Raw genomic sequence first — 24,499 nt, forward strand, 5'->3', positions numbered from 1 at the left:
CGGCTCGGCGACCGCCGCCGCATCGCAGCGCGCGGACCATCCGTCATCCGACCAGCAGCCGCGCGGTCGCACACACTCGCTCAGGCGGGTACGGCGTGGTCCGACTCGAACCGTTCCCGGGTCAGGAACGCCAACTGGGCCCGCTTGTCGGGCATGTCGATCTCGTCGGCGAAGGTGAAGCCCTCCCGCCGCAGCCGGTCCAGCGCGCGCTCGTTGCGGACGTCCGGTTCGACGACGATCCGCTGCCGGGTGGGGTCTTGGAACAGGAACCGGGCGAGGGCGGGGCCGATGGCGGTGGTGAGGCCCTTCGGCGGGCGCCTGCCGGGAGCGAGCAGCAGGTGCATCCCGACGTCGCCGGGCCGCACGGTGTAGCGCTCGCCGACCGGGTCCGCCTCCGGCTGGTAGGTCTGGAACAGGCCGACCGGCGCGTCGTCGAGCATGATCAGGTACGCGTGGTGGGTGGCGAGGCTGTCGACGAACTCGTAGATCTCCCGCACCTCGTCGACCGAGTGCGAGCCCATGCCCCAGAATGCCGCCCTGGGCTCGGTCACCCAACCGTGCACCAGCTCCGCGTGGGCCTTCGGGTCCAGCACGACGAGCGACAGCTCGCCGAAGCCGGGGATCTTCTCCTGGTATGTCACGGTGTCGCGTCTCCTGGTTCTCGGGTGAGTTCTCGCCAGTCGGTGACCACCGGGACCAGCTCGCCGCCGGCCCACAGTGGCAGTTGGTCGTCGAAGTGTCGGTCGCCCGGGCGCCCGGACGCGCCGAAGGGGACGATCCAGCGGCTCTCCGCGCGGTCGGTCAGGTCCCACACGTAGCGGGCCACCGGACCCCGCCAGCACGCGTCGGACACCCCGGGCACGCTCGACGTGGCCAGCACGCAGTCGGCGTCGCCGGCCAGCGCGACGCGCTCGCGCATGGCCCGCACCGCCTCGTCGGTCGCCGCCGCAACGCCGAGGTGGACGGGGTGCAGCACGTGCCGCCGGCCCCACGGCCCCGGCGGGTCGCCCGCCGCGACGTCCTCGAGCGCCCCGGCCGCCACCGGGCCGATGTCGCCGCCGAGGCGGTGCAGCCCGGTGGCCACCCCGTCCAGGGCGTGGCCGATGCGGGACAGCGGGTCGGTCCAGGGCGCGAACAGGCCGTCGAACGCGCTCGGGGCGTCGCGCAGCGGGCGCAGGCACGGATGGTCGTACAGCCGGCGGGCCAGGGCCGCGCGCCAGGCGGCCCAGGCGCCGGCGTCGGCGCTGTCGGCCCGCATGTGCCCGTCCCAACTGGTCAGCCGGTCCCGCAGGCGCCGCGCCGGCTCGCTGAGCCCGCCGGGGTCGACCCGGTCGAGCACGCCCCGCAGCGCCCCGGCCTCCAGCCGGGTGTCCATGTGTACGGCCTCCGGCCGGGCGCCCTCGGCCAGCAGGGCGCGGATGCGGCGGGCGCGGTGCGGTGGGGCGAAGCCGGTGCCGAGGTCCGCCACGTCGGGGCGGCGGTCGTTGGCGCAGACCGCGGACCCGTCGACGGCGGTGCGGCGCGGCTCGGCGTAACCGCCGTGCCACCGGTATCGCGGATCCGCGCCGGGCACGGGCTCGCGGCGGCACCGGTCGTCACGCAGCGGAACGAGGCCGGCGACCAGCTGGCGGATGGTTCCGCGCCGGTCGGCGACCAGGACGCTGTTCACCGGCTCCACCCAGTCCCGCAGCGCGTCGGCGACGTCGTCGGCGCTGCGGGCCCGCAGCAGCGGCAGCAGCGCGTCGAAGCCGAGGCGCTGCTCGACCCGGCTGGGGGTGCGCAGGCTGATCGCCTCGCCGGTGCCGCGGTCGTGGTCGACGACCGGCCCGCGCGGCGTCTCGATCACCTCGACGGACTCCGGTTCGCCGCCGCGGACCTCGATCCGCTCGACGTGCCGGTGCGCCGGCACCCAGCCGTCCGCCTCGCGGACCAGGACCCGGTCGCCGTCGCGGCGCAGCTGTTCGCGGTAGAGGTCCTGGTAGTCGGCCATGGCGTTGGTGACGGCCCAGGCGACCTCGCCGGCGTGTCCGAAGTGGGGAAGGCCGGGGACCCCGGGGAACGCGAAGCCGAACACGTCGAACTCGGGGCAGGCGAGGCGCACCTGCTGGTAGATGCCGGGCAGTTCGAGGATGCGGTGCGGGTCGCCGGCGATGACCGGCGCCCGCCCGGCGCCGGGGTCGCCGGGCACGGCCCAGGCGTTGCTGCCCGAGCCGCCGGGGCCCTCGACGGCGAACAGGTCGGTCGCGGACGGACCGAGGGTGGCGGCGACGTGGGCGTGCCACAGCTTGTTGGGGAAGGTGGAGAAGAGCACGTGCTGGACGAGGAAGACACCCAGCGGCGACCACGGCCGCCACCGCCCCGGGGCGCAGCCGACCGCGGCGAACTCGGGTGCCGCGGCGGCGGCGCCCTCGGCGAGCGCCTCGTTGACCCCGTCGACGTAGGCGGTGATCCACCGCCGGGTGTCGGGGGCGAGCCGCTCGAAGCAGCGCCGGGCGGTGTCGTCGAGGCGGGCCCGACGGGCGAAGCAGTCCCAGCCCAGCTCGGCGGGACCGACGTGTTCGGCGAGCCGGCCCTCCGAGCGCCACCGCTCGACCTCGATCTGCCAGGCCCGGTCGAGGGCGGCGACCCGCCCCTGCAACCGGGCCAGGCCGTCGACGGAGTCGGCGCGCAGGTGCGGGACTCCCCACCGGTCACGATGGATTCCGGTCATCGGTGCGCCGCGCGGATGGGCGGTCGTCCCGCCTGCCACAGGAACGTCAACTTAGGCTACCCTCCCCTAACTGAGGCAGACCTTACCTGGAGGGGTGCGTGAAGCGAAACTGGGAAGCCCTGGTGCTCAAGGCGATGGGCGGCCGTGACTTCCGGCTGACCGTGCTCGGCACCGAGTCCGTCGGCGAGCACTACCGCCGGCTGCGCATGGACGGCGGCGGGCTGCTGGAGGCGTGCGGCGTGCACCCCACCATGTGGGTCCGGCTGTGGTTCGACAACGACGGCAAGCCGCACCAGCGCGCGTACACCCTCGTCGACCCGGATCCGGCGACCGGCCGGTTCGACCTGGAGTTCGCCATCCACGACGGGTGCGCCGCCCGCTGGGCCGCCGCCGCCCAGGTGGGCGACACCATCGACGCCACCGTGCAGGGCACCGCGTTCAGCCTGCCGGACCCCGCGCCGCGGCACCTGTACCTGGTCGGCGACGCCGCCTCGCTGCCGGCGGTGAACAGCCTGCTCGCCGCGGCCCCCGACACCCCGGCGACGGTCTGGCTGGAGTACGCCCACGAGGGCGAGAAGGAGCTGGCGCCGCGCGCCACGGCCACGCACGACGTCAAGTGGGTGCCGCGCCGCGACGACGGGCAGCACCTGGTCGAGACCGTCTGCGCGGCCCTGCCCGCCGCCGAGGACGCCCACTACTGGGTGGCCTGCGAGGCGGCCAGCACGCGCGGCATCACCAAGCACGTCCGGCGGACCCTGGGGGTCGGCAAACACCAGCTCACCTCGCTGGCCTACTGGAGCGCCAGGTGAGGGGCCGGCTCGGCACGCTCACCGCGCTCTACGTCACGCAGTACCTCGGCATCGGCTTCATCACCGTCGGGCTGACCGCCATCCTGCGCGACGGCGGCACCTCCCTCGACACGCTGGCGCTGCTCCAGTTCGTCGGTCTGGTCTGGCCGATCAAGTTCCTCTGGGCGCCGCTGCTCGACCGGTACGGCTCCCGCCGCCGCGGCCACTACCGCTCGTGGCTGCTGGTGCTCCAGGGCGGCCTGGTGCTCGCCCTGCTGGCCCTGTTGCCGTTCGACCGCCCGGCCGGGCAGCTCGGCCCGGTCGTCGCGATCTGCGTCGCGTACGTGTTCCTCTCCGCGACGCAGGACATCGCCGTCGACGCCGTCGCCGTCCGGCTGCTCTCCGAGCGGTCGCGGGGCACCGGTAACGGCATCCAGGTCGCCGCGAGCTACGTCGGCAACCTGCTCGGCGGCGGCGCCTGCGTGGTCGTCTACGACCGGTTCGGCTGGGCACCCGCGATCCTGCTGCTCGCCGCGCTGACCGCCGTCGGCCTGCTGGTGGTGTGGCGCTTCCGGGAGCCGGAGCGCACCGACCGCGTCGCCAGCGCCGGCCAGGCCTACCGGGCGCTGCTGTCCGTGCTCGGCCAGCCCGGCTGCCGCTGGTGGACCTTCGGCGTGGTGCCCCTGGTCTACATCGGCGCGGGCGCGACGTACGCCCTGGTGACGCCGGCCCTGGTCGACGCGGACTGGTCGCTGGGCCGCATCGGCGTGGTGACCGGCGTGGTGACCAGCCTGCCGGCCATCGTGGCCGGTCTGGTCGCCGGGGCCGCGATCGGCCGGTTCGGGCGCGGCCGGGTGCTCGTCGCCGGGGGAGTGGCGCTCGCGCTGTCCACGGCGCTGCTGCTGCCGTTGATGAACGGCCGGGCCCCGCTCGCCGGGACGGTCGTCGCGCTCTGCTGCTTCATGGCCGCCTACACGATCGCCAACGTCGTGCTCTACACGGTCAACATGGACTACTCCCGGCCCGGCACGGGCGGCACGGACTTCACGGTGCTGTCGTCGTTCGGGTTGGTCTGCTCGTTCGTGGCGGCCTCCGTCGCGCTGGCCGCGGCCGAGGTGTTCGGCTATCCCGCCGTCGCGGTGGGCTCCATCGTCCTGGTGGCGCTCGGCGTCGCGCTGGGCCTCGCCCATCAGCGGCGGTTCCGGCGCCAATCCGTTGTGGCGCCAGGCGAGCGGGAGCTGACGAAGCTGCCGGGCTGAGTGATATCGCTCAATGTCGGCAACGTTGTTGACACATCCTTAGGTTAGGGTAACCTAAGCTCGCTCGATCACCGACTGCGGGCGGATGGTGACGTCCCGCCATCTCCGCCCCACCGTCCATTCCCGACCGCTGAGGACCCGCATGAGCCTGCCCGGATCCACCGTCCAGGTGCCTACGACCGGGGTGACCCCCGGGTCTGACGGCGCCCGCGCCCACCTGTTCACCGCCGGCACGGTCGAGGAGTACCGGCGCGTGCTGGCCGAGGGGATCGGCCGGGTGGCGGCCCGGGTGGCCGACGCGGACCGGCCGTTCACGGGCGTGACACCGGACGAGCTGGCGCCGCGGATCGCCGGCATCGACCTGGATCGGCCGCTGGGCGACAGCGGCGCGGCGCTCGACGAGCTGCACGACGTCTACCTGCGCGACGCCGTCTACTTCCACCACCCCCGCTACCTGGCGCACCTCAACTGCCCGGTGGTGATCCCCGCGCTGCTCGGGGAGGCGGTGCTCAGCGCCGTGAACTCCTCGCTGGACACCTGGGACCAGAGCGCCGGCGGCACCCTGATCGAACGCCGGCTCGTCGACTGGACCGCCGACCGGATCGGCCTGGGGCCGGCGGCCGACGGCATCTTCACCAGCGGCGGGACCCAGTCCAACCTCCAGGCGATGCTGCTGGCCCGCGAGGAGACCTGCGCGAACCTCGTCGGCCGGGCGACCGAGCGGCAGTCCCGCCCGGAGCTGCTGTCCCGGCTGCGCATCATCACCTCGGCGGCCGGGCACTTCAGCGTGCAGAAGGCGGCCAAGCTGCTCGGCCTCGGCGCGGACGCGGTGGTCACCGTGCCCACCGACGCCGACCGGCGGATGCGCACCGCCGACCTGGCCCGGGAGATCGCCCGGTGCCGGGAGGAGGGCCTGGTGGTGATGGCCGTCGTGGCCACCGCCGGCACCACCGACTTCGGCACCATCGACCCGCTGCCGCAGATCGCCGACATCTGCGCGGCCGCCGGCGTCTGGCTGCACGTCGACGCCGCGTACGGCTGCGGGCTGCTGGTGTCGCCGACCCGGCGGCACCTGCTCGACGGCATCGAGCGGGCCGACTCGGTCACCGTCGACTACCACAAGTCGTTCTTCCAGCCGGTCAGCTCCAGCGCGCTGCTGGTGCGCGACCGGCGTGTGCTGCGGCACGCCACCTGGCACGCCGACTACCTCAACCCCGCCCGGATGGTCGAGCAGCGCATCCCCAACCAGGTCGACAAGAGCATCCAGACCACCCGCCGCTTCGACGCCCTCAAGCTCTGGCTGACCCTGCGGATCATGGGGCCGGACGCGATCGGCGCGCTCTTCGACGAGGTGGTGGACCGTGCCGCCGCCGCGTGGCAGCTGCTCACCGAGGACCCCCGCTTCGAGGTGGTGACCCGGTCGCAGCTGAGCACGGTGGTCTTCCGCTACGTGCCGGCCGCCGCCGGCCGGGAGGTCGTCGACGACGCCAACCTGTACGCCCGCGAGGCGCTGGCGGCCTCCGGCGCCGGCCTCGTCGCCGGGACCAAGGTCGACGGCGCGCACTACCTCAAGTTCACCCTGCTCAACCCCGAGACCACGATGGACGACATCGCCCACGTCCTCGACCTCATCGCCGAACACGCCGGCTGGTACGCGCAGACCAGGGCCACCGCCGAGCTGTCCTGTTCCGTCGGCTGACGATCCGCCCCCGTCCTGGAGAACCGCATGTCGACGCACGACTTCATCGCCGTCGGGCTGGGCCCGTACAACCTGGGCCTGGCCTGCCTGACCGAGCCGATCGACGAACTCGACGGCATCTTCCTGGAGGCGCGGGACACCTTCAGCTGGCATCCCGGGATGCTGCTGGAGTCGACCCGGCTCCAGACGCCGTTCATCGCCGACCTGGTCACGCTCGCCGATCCGACCTCGCCGTACTCCTTCCTGAGCTACCTCAAGGAGTCCGGGCGGCTCTACCCGTTCTACATCCGGGAGAGCTTCTTCCCCCTGCGCAGCGAGTACGACGACTACTGCCGCTGGGCCGCCGGCAAGCTGCGCAGCGTCCGGTTCGGACAGCGGGTCACCGCGGTCGAGTTCGACCCGGCCGACGAGCACTACACCGTGCGGGTCACGGTGACGGCCACCGGGGAGTCGGCCACCTACCGGGCCCGGCACCTGGTGCTCGGCACCGGCACCCCGCCGTACGTGCCGGACGCCTGCGCGGGGCTCGGCGGCGACATGATCCACAACTCGCGGTACCTGGAGCACCGGGCGGCGCTGCGCGCGAAGCGGAGCATCACGGTGGTCGGCAGCGGGCAGAGCGCGGCCGAGATCTACCACGACCTGCTCGGCGACATCGACGCGTACGGCTACCAGCTCAACTGGGTGACCCGGTCGCCCCGGTTCTTCCCCCTCGAGTACACCAAGCTCACGCTCGAGATGACCTCGCCGGACTACGTGGACTACTTCCACGCCCTGCCCGAGCCCACCCGCTACCGGCTGGAGTCCGAGCAGAAGGGGCTGTTCAAGGGCATCAACGCCGACCTCATCAACGAGATCTACGACCTGCTCTACGCCAGGAGCATCTCCGGCCCGGTGCGCACCCGGCTGCTGACCAACACCGCGCTGACCACCGCCGCCTACGACGAGCAGAGCGGGACGTACACGCTGGGCCTGCGCAACGTGGAGCAGGAGCGCGACTTCACGCTGGACACCGAGGGGCTGGTGCTGGCCACCGGCTACCACTACCGCGTCCCGGAGTTCCTGGAGCCGGTGCGCGACCGGATCCGCTGGGACGCGCACGGTCGCTTCGACGTGGCCCGCAACTACAGCATCGACCACACCGGCCGGGGCATCTTCCTCCAGAACGCCGGCACCCACACGCACAGCATCACCTCGCCCGACCTGGGCATGGGGCCGTACCGCAACTCGTGGATCATCCGGGAACTGCTGGGTCGCGAGCACTACCCGATCGAGAAGGGCATCGCCTTCCAGGAGTTCGGCGTGCCGGCCGGGGCCGCGTCGTGACCGAGGTGGTCCACCGCCGGGTCGACGACCGGCTCGGCGAGTTCGCCCTGCGTACCCTCGACCCGGACGCCGACGCGCCGCTGCTGCACCGCTGGGTGACCCACCCGAAGGCGGCGTTCTGGCTGATGCAGGACGCCGACCTGGCCCGGGTCGCCGAGGAGTACCGGCGCATCGCCGCGCACCCGCACCACGACGCGTTCCTCGGCCTGCACGAGGGCCGGCCGGCCTTCCTCGCCGAGCGGTACGACCCGGCCCGGGTCGAACTCGTCGGCCTGTACGACGCGGCCGACGGCGACGTCGGCATGCACTTCCTCTGCGCGCCCGCCGACGCGCCGGTGCACGGCTTCACCCGGGCGGTGATCACCACCGTGATGGCGTGGCTCTTCGCCGACCCGGCCACCCGGCGCGTCGTCGTGGAGCCCGACGTGCGCAACACGGCGGTGCACGCCCTCAACGCGGCCGTCGGCTTCACCGTCGTCGGCCCGATCCGCAAGCCCGAGAAGGACGCGCTGCTCAGCGTCTGCACCCGTGACCAGTTCCACGCCGCAACCCGAGGAGACGTGCCCGCGTGAACCCGCTCGCATCCGTGGCCCACCTGACGCCCGCGAACTGGGCCCACGCCAACCGGCTGCTGGTCCGCAAGGCGCTGGCCGAGTTCGCCCACGAGCGGCTCCTCGCGCCCGAGCCCGTTCCCGCCGGCGAGCCCGTTCCCGCCGGTCCAACGGGTCAGCGGCGCTACCAGGTGCGCGGCGACGACGGCGAGGTCGTCTACCGGTTCACCGCGAGCCTGCTGGCCCTCGACCACTGGCGGATCGACGCCGACAGCATCACCCGCCACCGGGGCGACACCGAACTGCCGCTGGACGCCCTGGAGTTCTGCCTCGATCTGCGGGGCGCGCTCGGCCTCACCGACCAGATCCTCCCCGTCTACCTGGAGGAGATCAGCTCCACCCTGGCCAGCACCGCGTACAAGCTCGACAAGCCGGCCGTCAGCGTCGCCGAGCTCGCCGACGCGGACTTCCAGACCATCGAGACCGAGATGACCGAGGGCCACCCCGGCTTCGTCGCCAACAACGGCCGCATCGGCTTCGGCGTCGACGAATACCGGGCGTACGCCCCGGAGACCGGCAACCCGGTGCGGCTGATCTGGGTGGCCGCGCACCGCGACCGGACGACCTTCACCTGCGCCGCCGACCTCGACTACGACACGCTGATCCGCGCCGAACTCGGCGACGACACCCTCGCCGGGTTCGCCGGCACCCTGACCGGGCTCGGCCTCGACCCGGCCGACTACCTGCTCATCCCGGTGCACCCGTGGCAGTGGTGGAACAGGATCTCCATCACCTTCGCCGCCGAGGTGGCGCAGCACCGGCTGGTCTGCCTCGGCCCCGGCCCCGACGAGTACCTCGCCCAGCAGTCCATCCGCACCTTCTTCAACGTCACCGACCCGTCCCGGCACTACGTCAAGACGGCGCTGTCCGTGCTGAACATGGGCTTCATGCGGGGACTCTCCGCCGCGTACATGGAGGCCACCCCGGCCATCAACGACTGGCTGGCCGACCTGATCGACGGCGACGAGGTGCTCAAGCGCACCGGGCTCACGATCATCCGCGAGCGGGCCGCCGTCGGGTACCGGCACCTGGAGTACGAGGCGGCCACCGACCGGTACTCCCCGTACCGCAAGATGCTGGCCGCCCTGTGGCGGGAGAGCCCGGTGCCCGCCCTGGAACCGGGCCGGCGACTGGCCACCATGGCGTCCCTGCTGCACACCGACCGCGACGGCCGCTCGTTCGCCGCCGCGCTGATCGCCCGCTCGGGGCTGGCGCCGCAGGTGTGGCTGCGCCGCTACCTCGACGCCTACCTCACCCCGCTGCTGCACAGCTTCTACGCCCACGACCTGGCCTTCATGCCGCACGGCGAGAACGTCATCCTCGTCCTGGACGGCGGGACGGTCGAGCGGGCGATCTTCAAGGACATCGCCGAGGAGATCGTGGTGATGGACCCGGACGCCGACCTGCCCCCGCAGGTCCAACGGGTCAGGGCCGAGGTGCCGGAGGACATGAAGCTGCTCTCCATCTTCACCGACGTCTTCGACTGCTTCCTGCGCTACCTCAGCGCGATCCTCGTCACCGAGGGCGTGCTGGACGAGGAGACCTTCTGGCGGACGGTCGCCGGGTGCGCCGCCGACTACGCCGACAGCGTCCCGCACCTCGCCGAGCGGCTGCGGCGCTACGACCTGTTCGCCCCGGAGTTCGCGCTGTCCTGCCTGAACCGGCTCCAGCTGCGCAACAACCAGCAGATGGTCGACCTGGCCGACCCGTCGGCCGCGCTGCAACTGGTCGGCACCCTGACCAACCCCATCGCCCGCTTCGCCCCGGCGGCCCGATGACGACCACGGCGCTCGCGCCGGCCGCCGGGGCGCCGGCCGGCGCCCCGGCCGGTCGGGTGCGCGGCCGGTGGCTGATCCTCGCCGTGCTCTGCCTCGCCCAGGTCACCGTGGTGCTCGACAACACCGTGCTGACCGTGGCGATCCCGGTGCTCACGACCGAACTGGCCGCCAGCACCGCCGACGTGCAGTGGATGATCAACGCGTACGCGTTGGTCCAGTGTGGACTGCTGCTGACCGCGGGCAGCGCCGCCGACCGGTACGGCCGCCGCCGGATGCTGCTCGCCGGCCTCGTGCTGTTCGGGCTCGGCTCGCTGGTCGCCGGGCTAGCCGAGTCCAGCGGCCAGCTGATCGCGGCCCGCGCCGGCATGGGGGTCGGCGGCGCGCTGCTGGTTACCGCCACCCTCGCGGTGGCGATGCAGGTCTTCGACGACGCCGAGCGGTCCCGGGCGATCGGCCTCTGGGCGGCGGCGAGCGCGCTGGGGTTCGCGGCCGGGCCGCCCTTCGGTGGGCTCGTCCTCGCCCACCTCCCGTGGGGGGCGATCTTCCTCGTCAATGTCCCGATCGTGCTGCTCTGCCTGGCGGCGGCGTGGGTGCTGGTGCCGGAGTCGCGCCAGCCGGCCGGCGGCCGCCTCGACCTGGGCGGGGTGCTGCTCTCCACGGCCGGCCTGACCGGGGTCGTCTACGCGATCATCGCCGGGCCGGAGCAGGGCTGGGGGGCCGCCCCGGTGCTCGGCGCGGCGGTCGCCGGGGTGCTCCTGCTCGCCGCCTTCGTGGCCTGGGAGCGGCGGGTCGCCGACCCCATGCTGGACATGCACTTCTTCCGCAACCCCCGCTTCGTCGGCGCGGTCTCCGGCGTCGTCCTGATCACCTTCGGCGCGACCGGCGCGCTGTTCCTGCTCACCCAGCACCTCCAGTTCGTGCGCGGCTACCCGGCCTGGGAGGCGGGGTTGCGGATGATGCCGTTCGCGCTCTCCATCGTCCTGCTGAACGTGGGCGGGGTCGCCGCGCGGGTGATCCACCGGATCGGGCTGGCGTGGTCGATCGCCCTCGGCATGACGCTCCTGGCCGGCGGTCTCGCCCTGATCACCCACGCCCCGACGGACGGCTACGGGATGCTGCTGCCGGGCCTGCTGGTGATGGGTGCCGGCTGCGCCGTGGCCAACCCGGCCATCGTCGAGGCCGTGATGAGCGCGATCCCGCCGGAGAAGGCCGGGGCCGGGGCGGGCGTGGACGGCACGATGACGGAGGTCGGCAGCAGCCTCGGCATCGCCGTGCTGGGCGCGATCCTCAACGCCCGGTTCGCCGCACTGCTGCCCGCGGCCGTGGCCGGCGCCGGGTCGTTCCCCGCCGCGCTGGCCGCCGCCCGGAGCGAGTCCGAGCGCGCGCTCGTCTCCGACGCGTTCCGCTCCGCCCTGGAGACCGGCCAGACGGTCGGCGCCGTGGCCGTCTTCGCGGGCGGCTGCGTCGCCGCCGCGCTGCTGCGCCGGGCCGAGCGGGCCGGCTGACGCCGGCCCGCGTCCCGCGGCCCCCGAGGGGCGACCGCCTCCGGTGGACGGTGGCGTCGCCCGGTCACCATGGCGTGGTGCGTGGAGGATTGCAGGTGAGCCGGGCGGTGCGGGGCTTTCCCCGGACGCCCCCCGTGCGGCAGGTGCTGGCGGCGGGCCTGCTCGCCGTCGCGGTGGTGCTCGTCGCGCCGGCCTGGTGGGGCGACGTGGCGCTCTCGGCCGCCCGGTGGGCCGGCCGGTTCTGGCTGGTGGTGGTCCTGGTGGTGTCGGCCGTGGCGGTGTGGGGCACCGGTCGACACCGGAGGATCAGGATGACCGTGGGAAGGCGGCCCCGCCCTCCGGCCATGCCGTTCCTCGTGCACGTCGTGCTGCTGCTCGTGGCGGCGACGGCGGTCGCGGCGGTCGCCGGTGTGCTGCTGTGGCATGCGCTCGGCCAGCCGGTCGTCGGCGCCGGCCCCGACCAGCAGGCGACACCCGGAGCGTCGGCGGCCACGGCGTGGAGTGCCCGGGACGCGCTCGACGCGGTGAAGATCGTGCTCACCCTGGTCGGTGGCGTCGGCGCCGTGGTGGCGTTGACGGCGGCCTACCGACGGCAGCGCCTCAGCGAGGTGGAGGCGTACCGCGAGGAGACGAGGACCCTGCTCGACCGCTTCTGCAAGGCGGCCGAACTGCTCGGGGCGCGGGAGGTCTCCGTCCGCACCGCGGGCGTCTACGCCTTCGCGGCGCTGGCCAACGACGCGCCGGAGAGCCGCCAGGGCAGCATCGACGTGCTCTGCGCCTACCTTCGTCAGCCCTGGGTCCCGCCGCCGGAGGCCCCCGGCCCCGGCGCTGATCCGCAGGACGGGGCCGAGCGAGGACCCCTCACGACGTTTCCGGCGCAGGACTCCGGGGACCTCAGGCAGGAACGCCAGCTCAGGCACACCGTCATCCGGCTCGTCCGCGACAACCTTCACCTGCCCGACGACGACCCGCGCACCTGGCGCGGCCACGACTTCGACTTCTCGGGAATGGTCCTGGACGGAGGGGACTTCCGCGGCGCGACCTTCGCCGGCGACGGCACCGTCACCTTCGCCGACGCGACGATCACCGGCCCGCTGTCCTTCGACGGCGCCACGTTCTCCGGCGGAACGGTCTCGTTCGACGGCGCCCGCTTCGCCGGAGGCAGCGTCTCCTTTGCCGGCGCTACCTTCAGCGGCGGCCTGGTCGACCTGTCGAGGATCGACCAGACGCAGCGGCCCCCGGCGGCGAAACTGTGGCCGGCGGGGGTCCGGGTGCCGGCCGGGCTGCGGCTGCCACCTCCCGCGACCCGCGACGCCTGACCGCTGCCGGCTCCCGCGAGTCCGGACGAGGAGCGACCCGGCCGACCCGGCCGGTCCGGCCGACCTGGCCGGTCCGGCCGGTCCGGCCGATGCGGCCGCACCGGCGCGCCGGAGGGCCGGGCGTCAGCGCCGGCGAAGCGTGCGCAGCGCGCCGGCCCAGGCGACCACCTCGTCGAGCATGGTGCCGAGGGCCTGCTCGTGGTGCGCCGCAGGCCGGAAGTCGCGGAAGTTGACGAAGTCGGTGGTCAGGGAGAGCGCCACCTGGGACCGGACGTCGGCCATCCCGACCTGTCCGAGCACCAGCCGCAGGTGCTCCGCCGCCCGGGTGCCGCCGTGCACGCCGTAGCTGACGAGGCCGGCCGACGCGTGCTGCCACTCCTGGAACAGGAAGTCGACGGCGTCCTTCAGCGCGCCCGGGATGGAGTGGTTGTACTCCGGGGTGACGAAGACGAAGCCGTCGAACCCGGCGACGGTCGACGCCCAGCGGCGTACGGCGGGGCGCCTCGACGGCGCCATCGACGGCGGCAGCACCTCGTCGAAGTGCGGCAGGTCGTAGTCGGCGATGTCGACCAGCTCGACCGTGGCGTCGCCCCGCCTGGCGGCGACCTCGGTCACCCAGCGGGCGACGGCGTCGGCCTTGCGGCCGGGCCGCGTGCTGCCGACGATGACACCGATCCTGACCATGGCTGATCTCCTCTACGCGGTGGGGACGGGACGAACGGGGGCCGGTGTGCCGGCCAGGTCACGGGCCAGCTCCACCGCGCCGTGCAGGGACGACAACGCGCCGAGGGCGGCGGCCCGTACGGGTGGCGCCGGCCGCCCCGGCCGGCCGGCGGACCGGGCCCGTTCGGCGACGAGTGGCACCAGGCCCGGCAGGCCGGCGGCGAAGCCGCCGCCGACGACCGCCAACGCCGGGTCCAGCAGCTCGCCGAGGCTGACCACCGCCGCGGCAAGCGCCCGGCAGCTCGCGTCGACCGTCTCCACCGCCCACGGCCGGCGCTCGTCGAGCCCCGTCCGCAGGTCGTCGAAGCTCACCTCGCCGCCGCGGCCGGCGCCGGCCCGGCGCAGGGTGGCGGGACCGGACGCGATCGACTGGAGGCAGCCGCGCCGGCCGCAGTCGCAGCGCTCGCCGTCGAGGGCGACGACCATGTGCCCGATCTCGGCGGAGGACCGGCCGGGCACCGACCGCCCCGCCAGCACCACGCCGCCGCCGATCCCGGTGCCGACGCCCAGGTAGACCACGTCGTCGTGGCCGGCGTGGCGGGCCTCGGCCAGCGCGGCGAGGTCACCGTCGTCGGCGACGGCGGTCGCCACCCCGGGGAAGAGGCGGCGCAGCGCGCCGGCGAGGTCCAGCCCCGCCCAGCCGGGCCGCCCGGGCCAGGTGGTGACGGTGCCCGCCGGGTCCGTGGTCGCCGGCATCGCCACCCCGACCGCGCCCACCGGGCCCCACGCGTCGCGCAGCCGGTCCACCTCGGCGGCCAGCGCGGCCAGGTCCGCGGCCGGGTCCGCGCCGCGCGGCCAGCGGAAGGTCCGCTCGTACGCCGGTCGCCCGGCCGCCTCCGCGCGCAGCGCCACCTTGGTGCCGCCGACGTCGACGCCCAGCACGCCGTCGCCGCGCCGCGAACCGGACACGCGCGGCCTCAGCCCTGCCGCACGTGCAGGAACACGAGCGCCAGGGCGGCCAGGGCGAAGATCACCGGCGTCAGGGTCATCGCGGCCGGGTCCTTCGCGCGGGCGTGGTAGACCACCGCGCCCACCATCTGCAGGGCGAGACCGATCGCCGCCGCGATGCCCAGCGGCGGCCAGAGCAGACCGAGCAGCAGCCCGGCGACCGCGGCGAGTTCCAGGACCCCGAGCAGGCGCGTCAGGCCCGGCGAGACGCCGAGGTGGTCCATCCGCTCGCGCATCTGCGCCTGCCCGGTGAGCTTCGGCACGGCGGTGCCCAGGAACACGGCGGCGAGGATGAGGGTCAGGACGAGGATGGGAATGTGCACGTGATGTCCTTCGGGGAGAGTCGGAACGTGCGGACGACCGTACCGCTGCCGTATCGACGCCGATGGAGCCGGACGGCGCGGCGCCGGGTCGTCACCGGACGGTCGCGACGAGGGCGCGGGCGGCCAGCCGGTAGCCCAGCGACCCGAGCCCGACGATGACGCCGCTGGCCAGCGGGGCGATCACCGAGTCGTGCCGGAAGCTCTCCCGGGCCCAGACGTTGGACAGGTGCACCTCGACGAAGGGCCGGGGATAGTTGGCCAGGGCGTCCCGCAGGCTCCAGCCGGCGATCATCAGCGCGCCCGGGTTGACGATGGCGCCCACGGTCTCGTAGTTGTCCTGGATCGCCCGGATCAGCGCGCCCTCGCAGTCGTGCTGCTCGGCCACCACCCGCCAGCCCCGGGCGGCGACCTCCTCGCCGACCGCCCGTTCGATGTCCTCCAGGGTGTCGGTGCCGTAGATCTCCGGCTCCCGTCGGCCGAGGATGCCCAGGTTCGGGCCGTTCAGCAGCAGCACGTCCGACACGCTTCACCTCGCGGGGCGCGGCCCTGTCCCGACAAGGCCCGATGACTGGTCCACCGCAGTCTTACTACGCCCACGGCGTCGGGCGAACCGGCGCTGGCCGCGGCACGGGCGGACTAAGGGGTGGCTAGGGGCTGTTAGGGGCGGTGACCGCGTGTCCGCTTCGGTTACCGTCCTCCCTGCCGAAGCGACGCCGCCGGCTCCAACGGATGCGTCACCTACCTCGAACCGGCCATCCGGCGCCCGGTGTGCCCGGACCGCGTACCGGCGGTCCCGGGTCGTCCCGCCCGATGGTCCGGCGAAGCCCCTGGTCTGCCCGAGTTGGGAAGTGGGAAGTCATGAGTGGTCAGCCCTCGACGGTGTCCGAGTTCCCCGAGTGGCCGCAGTTCGGCGACGAGGAGCGCGCCGGCCTGATCCGCGCCCTCGAGCAGGGCCAGTGGTGGCGGATGGGCGGCAGCGAGGTCGACTCCTTCGAAGCGGAGTTCGGGGCGTACCACGGCACGCCGCACGCGCTCGCCGTCACCAACGGCACGCACGCGCTGGAGGTGGCGCTGGAGGTGCTCGGCGTCGGGCCGGGCACCGAGGTCATCGTGCCGGCCTTCACGTTCATCTCGTCCTCGCTGGCCGCCCAGCGGCTCGGCGCGGTCGCCGTGCCGGTCGACGTCGACCTGGACACCTACTGCGTCGACCCGGCCGCCGTCGAGGCCGCGATCACGCCGCGCACCAAGGTCATCATGCCCGTGCACATGGCCGGCCAGTTCGCCGACATGGACGCGCTGGACAAGCTCGCCGCCGACGCCGGGGTGGCGCTGCTCCAGGACGCCGCGCACGCCCACGGCGCGCAGTGGCAGGGCAAGCGGGCCGGGGCGCTCGGCTCGGTGGCCGCGTTCAGCTTCCAGAACGGCAAGCTGATGACCGCCGGCGAGGGCGGGGCGGTGCTCTTCCCCGACGAGGAGCTGCGCGAGCGGGCGTTCCTCGTGCACAGCTGCGGCCGGCCCCGCACCGACCGGGACTACCTGCACGGCACCACCGGCTCGAACTACCGGATGGGCGAGTTCACCGCCGCCGTGCTGCGCGCCCAGCTGGCCCGCCTCGACGGGCAGATCGCGGTGCGCGAGCAGCGCTGGCCGCTGCTGTCGAGCCTGCTCGCCGAGATCCCCGGCGTCGTCCCGCAGGCCACCGACCCCCGTACCGACCGCAACCCGCACTACATGGCGATGTTCCGCGTCCCCGGCATGGACATCGCGCGCCGCCGCGAGGTCGTGGACGCGCTCATCGCCCGGGGCGTGCCCGCGTTCGTGGCGTTCCGCGCGATCTACCGCTGCGAGGGCTTCTGGAAGGCCGGCGCGCCCGACGAGTCGGTCGAGGCGGTCGCGGCCCGGTGCCCGAACACCGAGCAGATCCACTCCGACTGCATCTGGCTGCACCACCGCACGCTGCTCGGCACCGAGCAGCAGATGCACGACATCGCCGCCGTGCTCGCCGACGTCCTCGCCGGATGACCGGCCGGCCTCCGGCCGCCGCGACCGACCGCCCGGTGCGGGTCGCGGTGGCCGGCCTCGGCTGGGCCGGGCGGGAGATCTGGCTGCCCCGGCTCGCCACGCACCCCGGCTACGCGGTCACCGCCGTGGTCGATCCGGCGGTCGGCGTACGCGACCGGGTCCGCGACACCCACCACGTCCCGTTCGCGTACGCCGACGTCGACGAGCTGCCGGCCGAGTCGGTCGACCTGGTGGTGGTCGCCGTACCGAACCACCTGCACGCCACCGTCGCCGCCCGGCTGCTGCGCCGGGGCGTACCGGTGTTCCTGGAGAAGCCCGTCTGCCTCACCTCCGCCGAGGCGACCCTGCTGGCCGACGCGGAGCGCGACGGCGGCGCGGTGCTGCTCGCCGGCAGCGCCGCCCGCTACCGCGCCGACATCCGGGCGCTGACCGGGGTGGCCGGCGAGCTGGGCCCGATCCGGCACGTCGACGTGGCCTGGGTCCGCGCCCGTGGCGTGCCCGACGCGGGCGGCTGGTTCACCCGCCGCGACCTCTCCGGCGGCGGCGCGCTGGTCGACCTCGGCTGGCACCTGCTCGACACCGTGCTGCCGATGCTCGGCCCGACCCGGATCGCCCACGCCGTCGGCAGCGTCTCCGCCGACTTCGTCAACGACAGCGCCGCCCACGCCGCCTGGCGCAGCGACGCCGGCGCCGGTGACCGCGCCCCCGGCGACGTCGAGGACACCGCCCGGGGCTTCCTGCTCACCGCCGAGGGGGCCTCGGTCGCCCTGCACGCCTGCTGGGCCTCGCACGAGTCGCTGGACCGCACCACCATCACCGTGCACGGCGCCGCCGGCTCGGCGACGCTGCGCTGCACGTTCGGCTTCAGCCCCAACCGGGAGCCCACGCCGGTGCTGACCCGCACCCGGGACGGCGAGACCGTCCGGCTGCCGCTGCCCGAGGAGCCGATCGGCGCCGAGTACGACCGCCAGCTCGACGCCCTGCCGGGGCTGCTCGCCGACCCGACCGGCCGGGGCGCGGCCGTCGCCGAGGCCGGCCGGACCATCGACATCATCGAACGGATCTACCAGTCCGCCCGGCCCACGGCGCCGGAGCGGCAGCACGCGCTGGCGGGCCATCGCGACCGGTGAGACCCACCGTCGGCCCCACTCGCTTCCGGGAGCAGCCATGAGCCATCCATCGTCCACCGTCGAGGTGACCCCGCAGTCGCCGGTCCGCGGCCCGATCCGCGCGGTCGTGTTCGACCTCGACGGCGTCATCGTCGACAGCTCGGCCGTCATGCGGGAGGCGTTCAGCATCGCGTACGCCGAGGTGGTGGGCGACGGGCCGGCGCCGTTCGAGGAGTACAACCGGCACATGGGCCGGTACTTCCCGGACATCATGCGGCTGATGGGGCTGCCGCTGGAGATGGAGGAGCCGTTCGTCCGGGAGAGCTACCGGATGGCCCACCTGGTGCCGCTCTTCCCCGGCGTCCGGGAGACCCTGGAGACGCTGCACTCCCGGGGGATCCGGATGGCGATCGCCACCGGCAAGAGCGGCCCCCGGGCCCGCTCCCTGCTGGACACGCTCGGCGTGCTGGGCCTGTTCGACCAGGTGATCGGCTCCGACGAGGTGGCCCGCCCGAAGCCCGCCCCGGACATCGTGCTCCAGGCGCTCGGCCACCTCGACGTGCCGCCGGCGCAGGCGATGATGGTCGGCGACGCGGTCATCGACCTGCTCAGCGGCCGGGACGCCGGGGCGACCGCCGTCGCCACGACCTGGCACGGCGGGGACGTCGCCGCGCTGCTCGCCGCCGGTCCCGACCTGGTCCTGCACGCCCCGACGGACCTGCTCGCGTACTGCCCCGCGGCCCTCGTCCACTGACCCGTACCGGCCCCTTCCCGGCCGCGCTGCGCCGACAGCGCCGAGCCCGGTGCGGGCCCCGCTGACCGGGGTCGCGCGGCGCAGGCCACCGTCGCCGCGCCGCCCGCCCGCGGCCGACCCGCGCGACAGGCGCACCATGACCGGGTGAACTTTCTGGAGTTGCAGCAGCGCCTGCGCGCCGCCGGCCACGACCCGTTCCAGGTGTACGCGGGGCACTACGACACACTGCGACCCCAGGGTCGCGCGGCGAGCGGGTCGACGTCGGTCTGCGACGGCGCGTGGAACCTGCTGGTCGAGGACGGCCGGTACACCGTCACCGTCCGCGACCCGCACCGCCCCGCCCACTTTCCCCCGGACACGCACGGCCCGGAGCCGGTCGTCTTCGACAGCGAGCAGGCCGCCTGCGAGGAACTGTGGGCCATCGCCAGCAGGCTCGATCCGCCCGGCAGCGTGCGGGCGGTCACGGCCGACGAACTCGATCCCGTCGCGGGCGACTGGTTGCGCGAGTGCGGCTGGTGGCCGCCGGCGGAGTTGTACGGCAACCCCTTCGTCGCCACCCGCGACCGGCAGTCGTACCGGATCGCCGAACGCGCCGGCCGGTTCGAGCTGCACCTGCGCGACCACCTGGTGGCCAAGCTCGGCGATCCGGTGCACGCCGCGGACGACCTGGCCGACGTCACCCGGGTCCTGCTGGCCGAGGTCGGCAACCGTTCCGCCCCGCGCCCGCTGGGCTGGCCGTGCGTGGTGTTCCGGGTCGGCTGGGCCGACGAGGAACAGCTCGCCGCGCTGCGGGCCCTCGACCTCGCGGAGATCGTCCGGGCGTACCGCACCGAGCGCCCGGACCCGCCGCTGCGGATCATCTCGGAGGGGCCCGACCTGTCCCTGGTCACCACCGAGCTCCTCGAACAGGCGGAACGCGGCGGCCACCCGCTGCGGCAGTTCGTGGGCACCGCCGAGTCGGCGGCGTTCGGCACGGACGTGCGGTACGTCATCCGGCGTCACCACGAGCCGCTGCGCTACAGCGTCGAGCGCTACGGCGAGCGGCAGAACCACGCCACCACGGTGTTCACCGCCGACGAGCTGGCGCCGGTCCACGAGTACCTGAGGCAACGCTTCCGGCGCTGACCCTGGCGGGACTCGGGCCCTCTCAGCGCGCCTGGCCGGCGGCCTCGGGCCCGGCCTCCAGGAAGCGCAGCATGGTGGTCGCCAGCATCTCGGCGACGGGTGCCGGGACCAGGTCGGTGCGGATGGTGACGCGCAGGAGGGCACCCCCGTCGCCGGGAAGCACCTCGGCGACACAGGATCCCGACCACTCCCGGGCGTACGGCTCGACGACCTCCTCGGTCCGGCAGCCGGGCAGGTCCAGGGGAAGCACGAGGTTGTCCTGGTAGGCGAAGGAGGGCAGGCTGTTCGCCACCTCGCGGGACATCCCGAGGACCGGGTCGGTGGTCATTTCCACGAAGGAGACGTCCTGGGCGGCCATCAGCCCGTCCACGGTGCGCTGGACCGCCCGGATCAGGTTCCTCTCCGGCCCGTCGAACCGGACGCGCAGGCAGTTGGAGCTGATCCTGCTGGTGAAGGCGGAGTCGAGGATCCGGCTGCCGCGCTGGGCGACGATCATCAGCAGGGCGATGTCGTCCTGCTGGTGGATGGCGCGCAGCGCCCAGGCGTAGGCGGCGGCGAAGTAGGTGGAGCGGCTGAACCGGTGTTCCCGGCCGGCCCGGTCCCAGCGGTCCAGCACCTCGGGGCAGACGGCGACGATGTGTCCGGTCCGGGGGCCCCAGGTCGGGGTCTGCTCCAGCAGCGACTGGGACCGGCCCTCGCCCTGGCGGGCGAGTCCGCGCAACTGCGCGCGCCAGTAGTCACGCTGCGCGTCGAGGTCGGTGGCGGCCCGCAGGCGGGTGTGCTCGTCATGGAACTGGCGCAGTGTGGGTGCGGGGCGGCCCCACCCGGGTGCCCGGCCGGCCAGGCGGGCGGCGTAGGCGTGGCTGAGGTCCCGCACGAGCAGCGCGTGTGACCACCCGTCGAAGGCGATGTGGTGGATGCCGACGCCGAACAGGATCCGGCCGGTCGATCGCTCGCGGATCAGGGCGGCCCGCCAGTTGCGGCCCTGGGTGTAGTCGAGCGGCTGCTGCACCGCTTCGGCGAGCTGGTCGAGGGCCTCCTGTTCGCCCGTGGCGTCGGTGAGCAACCGGAGTGCGGGCATGCCCGGGTTCGGCGGGACGACGGCCACGGGCGGGTCCACCCGCCGGTAGCGGGCGTACAACGCCTCGTGCCGCCGGTGCACGTCGCCGAGCGCCGCCATCAGCGCGCGGAGGTCCAGCTCGCCCTCGATCCACCAGGTGGTCGGGCAGACCAGGTCGAAGGGGAGCCAGACGAACTTGCCGACCGACAGGGTCAGCGGGACGGGCCCGGTCGGGCCGGGCCGTCCGGTGCCGGACGGTTCCGGTTCGGCCGTGGGGCGGCGGGGCGCGGTGGTGAGCCAGTGCGCCAGGCCGCGCGGTGTGGGCGTGCGGTGGATCTGCGAGACGGGTACGACGACGTCGGCGGCCTCGTCGATGGCGGCGGCGACGGCGGCGGACTGCAGGGAGGTGCCGCCGAGGGCGAAGAAGTTGTCCCCGGTGCCGACGGGGTCGATGCCGAGCACGTCGGCGAACACGGCCGTGACCAGTCGTTCCTCGTTGGTCGCGGCCTCGACGTAGGCCACGCCCAGGTCCGGGCGCTGCGAGCCCGGCTCCGGTAGGGCCCGCCTGTCGATCTTCCCGGTGCCGCCGACGGGGAACCGGTCGAGGACCATGATCACGGCGGGCACCATGTACGAGGGGAGCACGGCCGCGGCGTGCTCCCGCAGCTCGGTCACGGCCGGGTTCCTGCCGTCGCGGCCGGTCACGTAGCCGACCAGCCGGGCGACGCCCCGGTCCTCGCGACGGACGACCACGGCCGTGCCGACGTCCGGATGCTGTTCGAGGACGGCTTCGATCTCGCCGAGTTCGATGCGGATGCCGTTGACCTTGACCTGGTGGTCCATCCGGGCGAGGATCTCCAGCGCCCCGGAGGCGTTCCACCGGCCCAGGTCCCCGGTACGGTAGGCGATCCCGCCGCCGTACGGGTCGGTGACGAACCGTTGCGCGGTCAGGTCGGGGCGGTTGAGGTAGCTGTCGGCGACCCCGGCGCCGGTGATGAGGATCTCCCCGGGGACACCCATGGGGACGAGGCCGAGGTTGGCGTCGACGACGCGGACCTGCCGGTTGGGCATGGGCCAGCCGATGGGCACGTACGCGCCGTCCCAGCCGGCCCCGGCGTCGAACCACGTGCAGGCGACGGAGGCTTCGGCGGGGCCGTAGGCGTTGATCAGGCGGGCGCCGGCGGCCATCCACCGGTGGGCCATGCGCGGCGGGACGGGTTCGCCGGCGAGGGTCACGCACGACATGCTCGGGCAGTCGGCCGGGTCGACGGCGGCGAGGTTGGTGGGCGGGCAGAACGCGTGGGTGGTCCCTTCCTTCGCGATCAGCTCCGTCAACCGGCGGGCGTCGAGCAGATCGTCACGCGAGCAGACCACGACGCGGGCGCCGGAGGTCAGCGCGGTGTAGATCTCGCCCAGGGCCACGTCGAAGACCGGGGCGCAGCAGTGCAGCATCCGGCTGTCCGGGCCGACCGCGCACTCGTCGCGCATCCAGGTGACGAAGGTCGTCAGCTTCTCGTGGGTCAGCACGACGCCCTTCGGCGTCCCGGTCGATCCCGACGTGTAGATCACGAAGGCTGGCTGGGAGGCGTCCACCACCGGCAGCCCGATCGGTTCGGCCGCCTCCACGGCGGGCCAGTCGCCGTCCAGGGCGATCACCCGTACGCCGTCGGGCCGGGGGACGCGCGGGGCGACCTCGCCGACGGTGAGCACGACCCGGGCGCCGTGGTCGGCGAGCAGCGTCCGCATCCGCTCCGCCGGCCACGACACGTCCATCGGCGTGTATGCCGCCCCCGCCCGCAGCACCGCCAGGGTGGCGACGAGGGTCCACATGCTGCGGTCCAGCGCCAGCGACACCACGTCGCCGACGCCGACGCCAACCGAGCGCAGGTGGCGGGCCAGCAGCTCCGACCGGCGTGCCAGTTCCCCGTACGTGACGAGCTCGCCGTCGGCGACGCCCGCGACCGCGTCCGGTGTCCGGCGCGCCCACTTGAGCACCAGTTCGTGCAGCGGCTCACCCGGCACCGGGCGGACCGGACCCCGGCCCCACGCGAGCAGCCGCTCCCGCTCGGCCGTGCCCAGCAACGGCAGGCCGGACAACGGGACCCCGGGTTCCCGCACGCCGGCTGACGACAGCGTCACGGTCTGGTCCAGCAGGCCCCGCACCCAGTCCGCGGAGAAGCCCTCCGCCGCGTGGTCAACCCGCAGCCCGGAGCCGTCCGAGGCCACGGTCACCACCAGGTCGACATCCACCACCTCCGGGCCCACGCCGGTCACCGGGCCGTCGACCAGGCCCACCGCCACCGGACCCACCACACCCGCGCCCGCCACCGGCGCGCTCCACGCCACACCCACCCGGCTCACCAGCTCACCGAACGCCGGATCGTCCGCCACGCCGACCCGCACCACCGATCCCCCCGCGGAGAGGCCGAGCGCGACCTCCTCCTGACCGGTGTAGCGGGCCAGCACCCCGACGAGGCCCGCCAGCACCACCAGACCGGCCGGCTCCGGGCCCGCCAGGTCGGGCAGCGCCAGCGTCCGCCGCTGCGACGCCGCCCGGGCCGGCCACGTCAGCGGCCGTCGCAGGTCGCCCATCAGGTCGAGGACCTCGTAGCCGGTACCGGGCCCGGCGACGCCCGCCTGACCACCTACGAACCCGACGGACATGGGTCGACCTCCGATCAGGACCGGCGCCGCCCGCGGGGGTACGGCCGGTCCACGAAATCCATCAACAGGTGGGCGCGCCCCCGGCAGGGGGATGACGGGGTGCGGGCTCAGTCGCCGGTGCGGGCCGGAATGGGGCCCGTTTCGAGGAAGCGCAGCATGTGGGCGCCCAGCTCCTCGGCGAGGGCGAACGGGATCAGGTCGGTGCGGATGGTGATGCGCAGCAGGGCGTCGGTGTCCCGGGGGATCGCCTCGACCGTGAGACCGCTCATCACCTCCCGGGCGTACGGCTCGACGACCTCCTCGGTCCGGCAGCCGGGCAGTTCCAGCGGAAGGACCACGTTGTCCTGGTAGGCGAAGCCGGGAATGCTGGCGACCACCTCGCCGGGCAGGCCGACGGCCGGGTCGGCGGCGGTCTCCGAGAACGGGATGTCCTGGGCGGCCATCAGCTCGTCGACGGTCTGCTGGACGTGCCGGAGCAGGTCCGTCTCCGGCCGGAACCGGACCCGGACGCAGTTCGAGTTGATCCGGGTGGTGAAGGCGGAGTCGAGGATGCGGCTGCCGCGCCGCGCCACGATCATGAGCAGGCCGATGTCGTCCTGCTGGTGGATGGCGCGCAGCGCGGAGGCGTACGCGGCGACGAAGTAGCTGGAGCGGCTGAACCGTTGTTCCCGGGCGGCCCGGTCCCAGCGCCGCATGACGTCGGGGGTGACGGTGACGATGTGTCCGGCCTTGGGTCCCCAGGCCAGTGCCTGCTCCAGCGGGGCGGTGGCCGGGCC

At 74.1% G+C, this 24,499-nt stretch carries 19 protein-coding genes and 1 pseudogene; 12 read left to right on the forward strand and 8 right to left on the reverse strand.

Annotation, left to right across the window (positions count from 1 at the left end):
• Window positions 1-80 precede the first annotated feature (80 nt).
• Both ACSNN9_RS04035 and ACSNN9_RS04040 read right to left on the reverse strand, forming a co-directional pair.
• Entirely contained in the window at window positions 81-641 is a 561-nt protein-coding gene (locus ACSNN9_RS04035; RefSeq protein WP_436671265.1) for a GNAT family N-acetyltransferase, read from the reverse strand.
• Window positions 638-2,710, reverse strand: coding sequence for a penicillin acylase family protein (locus ACSNN9_RS04040; RefSeq protein WP_436671266.1), 2,073 nt, complete (start codon window positions 2,708-2,710; stop codon window positions 638-640). The genes ACSNN9_RS04035 and ACSNN9_RS04040 overlap by 4 nt, the downstream gene beginning before the upstream one ends.
• Before the next feature lie 98 nt (window positions 2,711-2,808).
• Between ACSNN9_RS04040 and ACSNN9_RS04045 the strand changes: the two genes are divergently transcribed.
• The 8 genes from ACSNN9_RS04045 to ACSNN9_RS04080 all read left to right on the forward strand — a co-directional run bounded on the left by ACSNN9_RS04045 (window position 2,809) and on the right by ACSNN9_RS04080 (window position 12,995).
• On the forward strand, window positions 2,809-3,519 hold the full coding sequence (locus ACSNN9_RS04045; protein ID WP_436671267.1) for a siderophore-interacting protein: 711 nt from the start codon (window positions 2,809-2,811) through the stop codon (window positions 3,517-3,519).
• Window positions 3,516-4,757, forward strand: coding sequence for an MFS transporter (locus ACSNN9_RS04050; RefSeq protein WP_436671268.1), 1,242 nt, complete (start codon window positions 3,516-3,518; stop codon window positions 4,755-4,757). The genes ACSNN9_RS04045 and ACSNN9_RS04050 overlap by 4 nt, the downstream gene beginning before the upstream one ends.
• 142 nt (window positions 4,758-4,899) lie before the next feature.
• The gene (locus tag ACSNN9_RS04055) at window positions 4,900-6,456 is read left to right on the forward strand and encodes a pyridoxal phosphate-dependent decarboxylase family protein (protein WP_436671269.1); all 1,557 of its coding nucleotides are present in this window, start codon (window positions 4,900-4,902) and stop codon (window positions 6,454-6,456) included.
• A gap of 27 nt (window positions 6,457-6,483) precedes the next feature.
• Window positions 6,484-7,782: a lysine N(6)-hydroxylase/L-ornithine N(5)-oxygenase family protein gene (locus tag ACSNN9_RS04060; RefSeq protein WP_436671270.1), complete on the forward strand. Its 1,299-nt coding sequence runs from the start codon at window positions 6,484-6,486 to the stop codon at window positions 7,780-7,782.
• Window positions 7,783-7,787: 5 nt separating this feature from the next.
• Window positions 7,788-8,354, forward strand: coding sequence for a GNAT family N-acetyltransferase (locus ACSNN9_RS04065; protein ID WP_436671282.1), 567 nt, complete (start codon window positions 7,788-7,790; stop codon window positions 8,352-8,354).
• Window positions 8,351-10,171, forward strand: coding sequence for an IucA/IucC family protein (locus tag ACSNN9_RS04070; protein WP_436671271.1), 1,821 nt, complete (start codon window positions 8,351-8,353; stop codon window positions 10,169-10,171). Before ACSNN9_RS04065 ends, ACSNN9_RS04070 begins: the two co-directional genes overlap by 4 nt.
• Window positions 10,168-11,676: an MFS transporter gene (locus tag ACSNN9_RS04075; protein ID WP_436671272.1), complete on the forward strand. Its 1,509-nt coding sequence runs from the start codon at window positions 10,168-10,170 to the stop codon at window positions 11,674-11,676. Before ACSNN9_RS04070 ends, ACSNN9_RS04075 begins: the two co-directional genes overlap by 4 nt.
• 77 nt (window positions 11,677-11,753) lie before the next feature.
• A complete protein-coding gene (locus ACSNN9_RS04080; RefSeq protein WP_436671273.1) occupies window positions 11,754-12,995 on the forward strand; it encodes a pentapeptide repeat-containing protein in 1,242 nt (413 codons plus the stop codon).
• A gap of 123 nt (window positions 12,996-13,118) precedes the next feature.
• Here ACSNN9_RS04080 and ACSNN9_RS04085 read toward each other — a convergent pair whose 3' ends face one another.
• From ACSNN9_RS04085 to ACSNN9_RS04100, 4 genes are all read right to left on the reverse strand, one after another.
• On the reverse strand, window positions 13,119-13,679 hold the full coding sequence (locus ACSNN9_RS04085) for an NADPH-dependent FMN reductase (protein ID WP_436671274.1): 561 nt from the start codon (window positions 13,677-13,679) through the stop codon (window positions 13,119-13,121).
• A gap of 12 nt (window positions 13,680-13,691) precedes the next feature.
• A complete protein-coding gene (locus tag ACSNN9_RS04090; protein WP_436671275.1) occupies window positions 13,692-14,627 on the reverse strand; it encodes an ROK family protein in 936 nt (311 codons plus the stop codon).
• Window positions 14,628-14,635: 8 nt separating this feature from the next.
• Window positions 14,636-14,989, reverse strand: coding sequence for a DoxX family protein (locus ACSNN9_RS04095; protein ID WP_436671276.1), 354 nt, complete (start codon window positions 14,987-14,989; stop codon window positions 14,636-14,638).
• A gap of 91 nt (window positions 14,990-15,080) precedes the next feature.
• Window positions 15,081-15,512, reverse strand: coding sequence for a type II 3-dehydroquinate dehydratase (locus ACSNN9_RS04100; RefSeq protein ID WP_357871071.1), 432 nt, complete (start codon window positions 15,510-15,512; stop codon window positions 15,081-15,083).
• Window positions 15,513-15,847: 335 nt separating this feature from the next.
• Between ACSNN9_RS04100 and ACSNN9_RS04105 the strand changes: the two genes are divergently transcribed.
• The 4 genes from ACSNN9_RS04105 to ACSNN9_RS04120 all read left to right on the forward strand — a co-directional run bounded on the left by ACSNN9_RS04105 (window position 15,848) and on the right by ACSNN9_RS04120 (window position 19,999).
• Window positions 15,848-17,011, forward strand: a complete 1,164-nt coding sequence (locus ACSNN9_RS04105; protein WP_358092742.1) for a DegT/DnrJ/EryC1/StrS family aminotransferase — start codon at window positions 15,848-15,850, stop codon at window positions 17,009-17,011.
• Complete coding sequence (locus ACSNN9_RS04110; RefSeq protein WP_436671277.1) at window positions 17,008-18,141, forward strand: Gfo/Idh/MocA family protein; 1,134 nt, start codon at window positions 17,008-17,010, stop codon at window positions 18,139-18,141. The genes ACSNN9_RS04105 and ACSNN9_RS04110 overlap by 4 nt, the downstream gene beginning before the upstream one ends.
• 37 nt (window positions 18,142-18,178) lie before the next feature.
• Window positions 18,179-18,874, forward strand: coding sequence for an HAD-IA family hydrolase (locus ACSNN9_RS04115; protein ID WP_436671278.1), 696 nt, complete (start codon window positions 18,179-18,181; stop codon window positions 18,872-18,874).
• Between the two features lie 144 nt (window positions 18,875-19,018).
• The gene (locus tag ACSNN9_RS04120) at window positions 19,019-19,999 is read left to right on the forward strand and encodes a hypothetical protein (RefSeq protein ID WP_436671279.1); all 981 of its coding nucleotides are present in this window, start codon (window positions 19,019-19,021) and stop codon (window positions 19,997-19,999) included.
• A 22-nt stretch (window positions 20,000-20,021) separates the two neighbouring features.
• On the opposite strand, the gene ACSNN9_RS04125 is transcribed toward ACSNN9_RS04120, so the two are convergent.
• Complete coding sequence (locus ACSNN9_RS04125) at window positions 20,022-23,723, reverse strand: amino acid adenylation domain-containing protein (RefSeq protein ID WP_436671280.1); 3,702 nt, start codon at window positions 23,721-23,723, stop codon at window positions 20,022-20,024.
• 107 nt (window positions 23,724-23,830) lie between these two features.
• Window positions 23,831-24,499, reverse strand: a pseudogene (locus ACSNN9_RS04130) (non-ribosomal peptide synthetase); the annotation flags it as partial.

The sequence above is a fragment of the Micromonospora sp. URMC 107 genome, from assembly GCF_051386315.1.
Lineage (GTDB): Bacteria > Actinomycetota > Actinomycetes > Mycobacteriales > Micromonosporaceae > Micromonospora.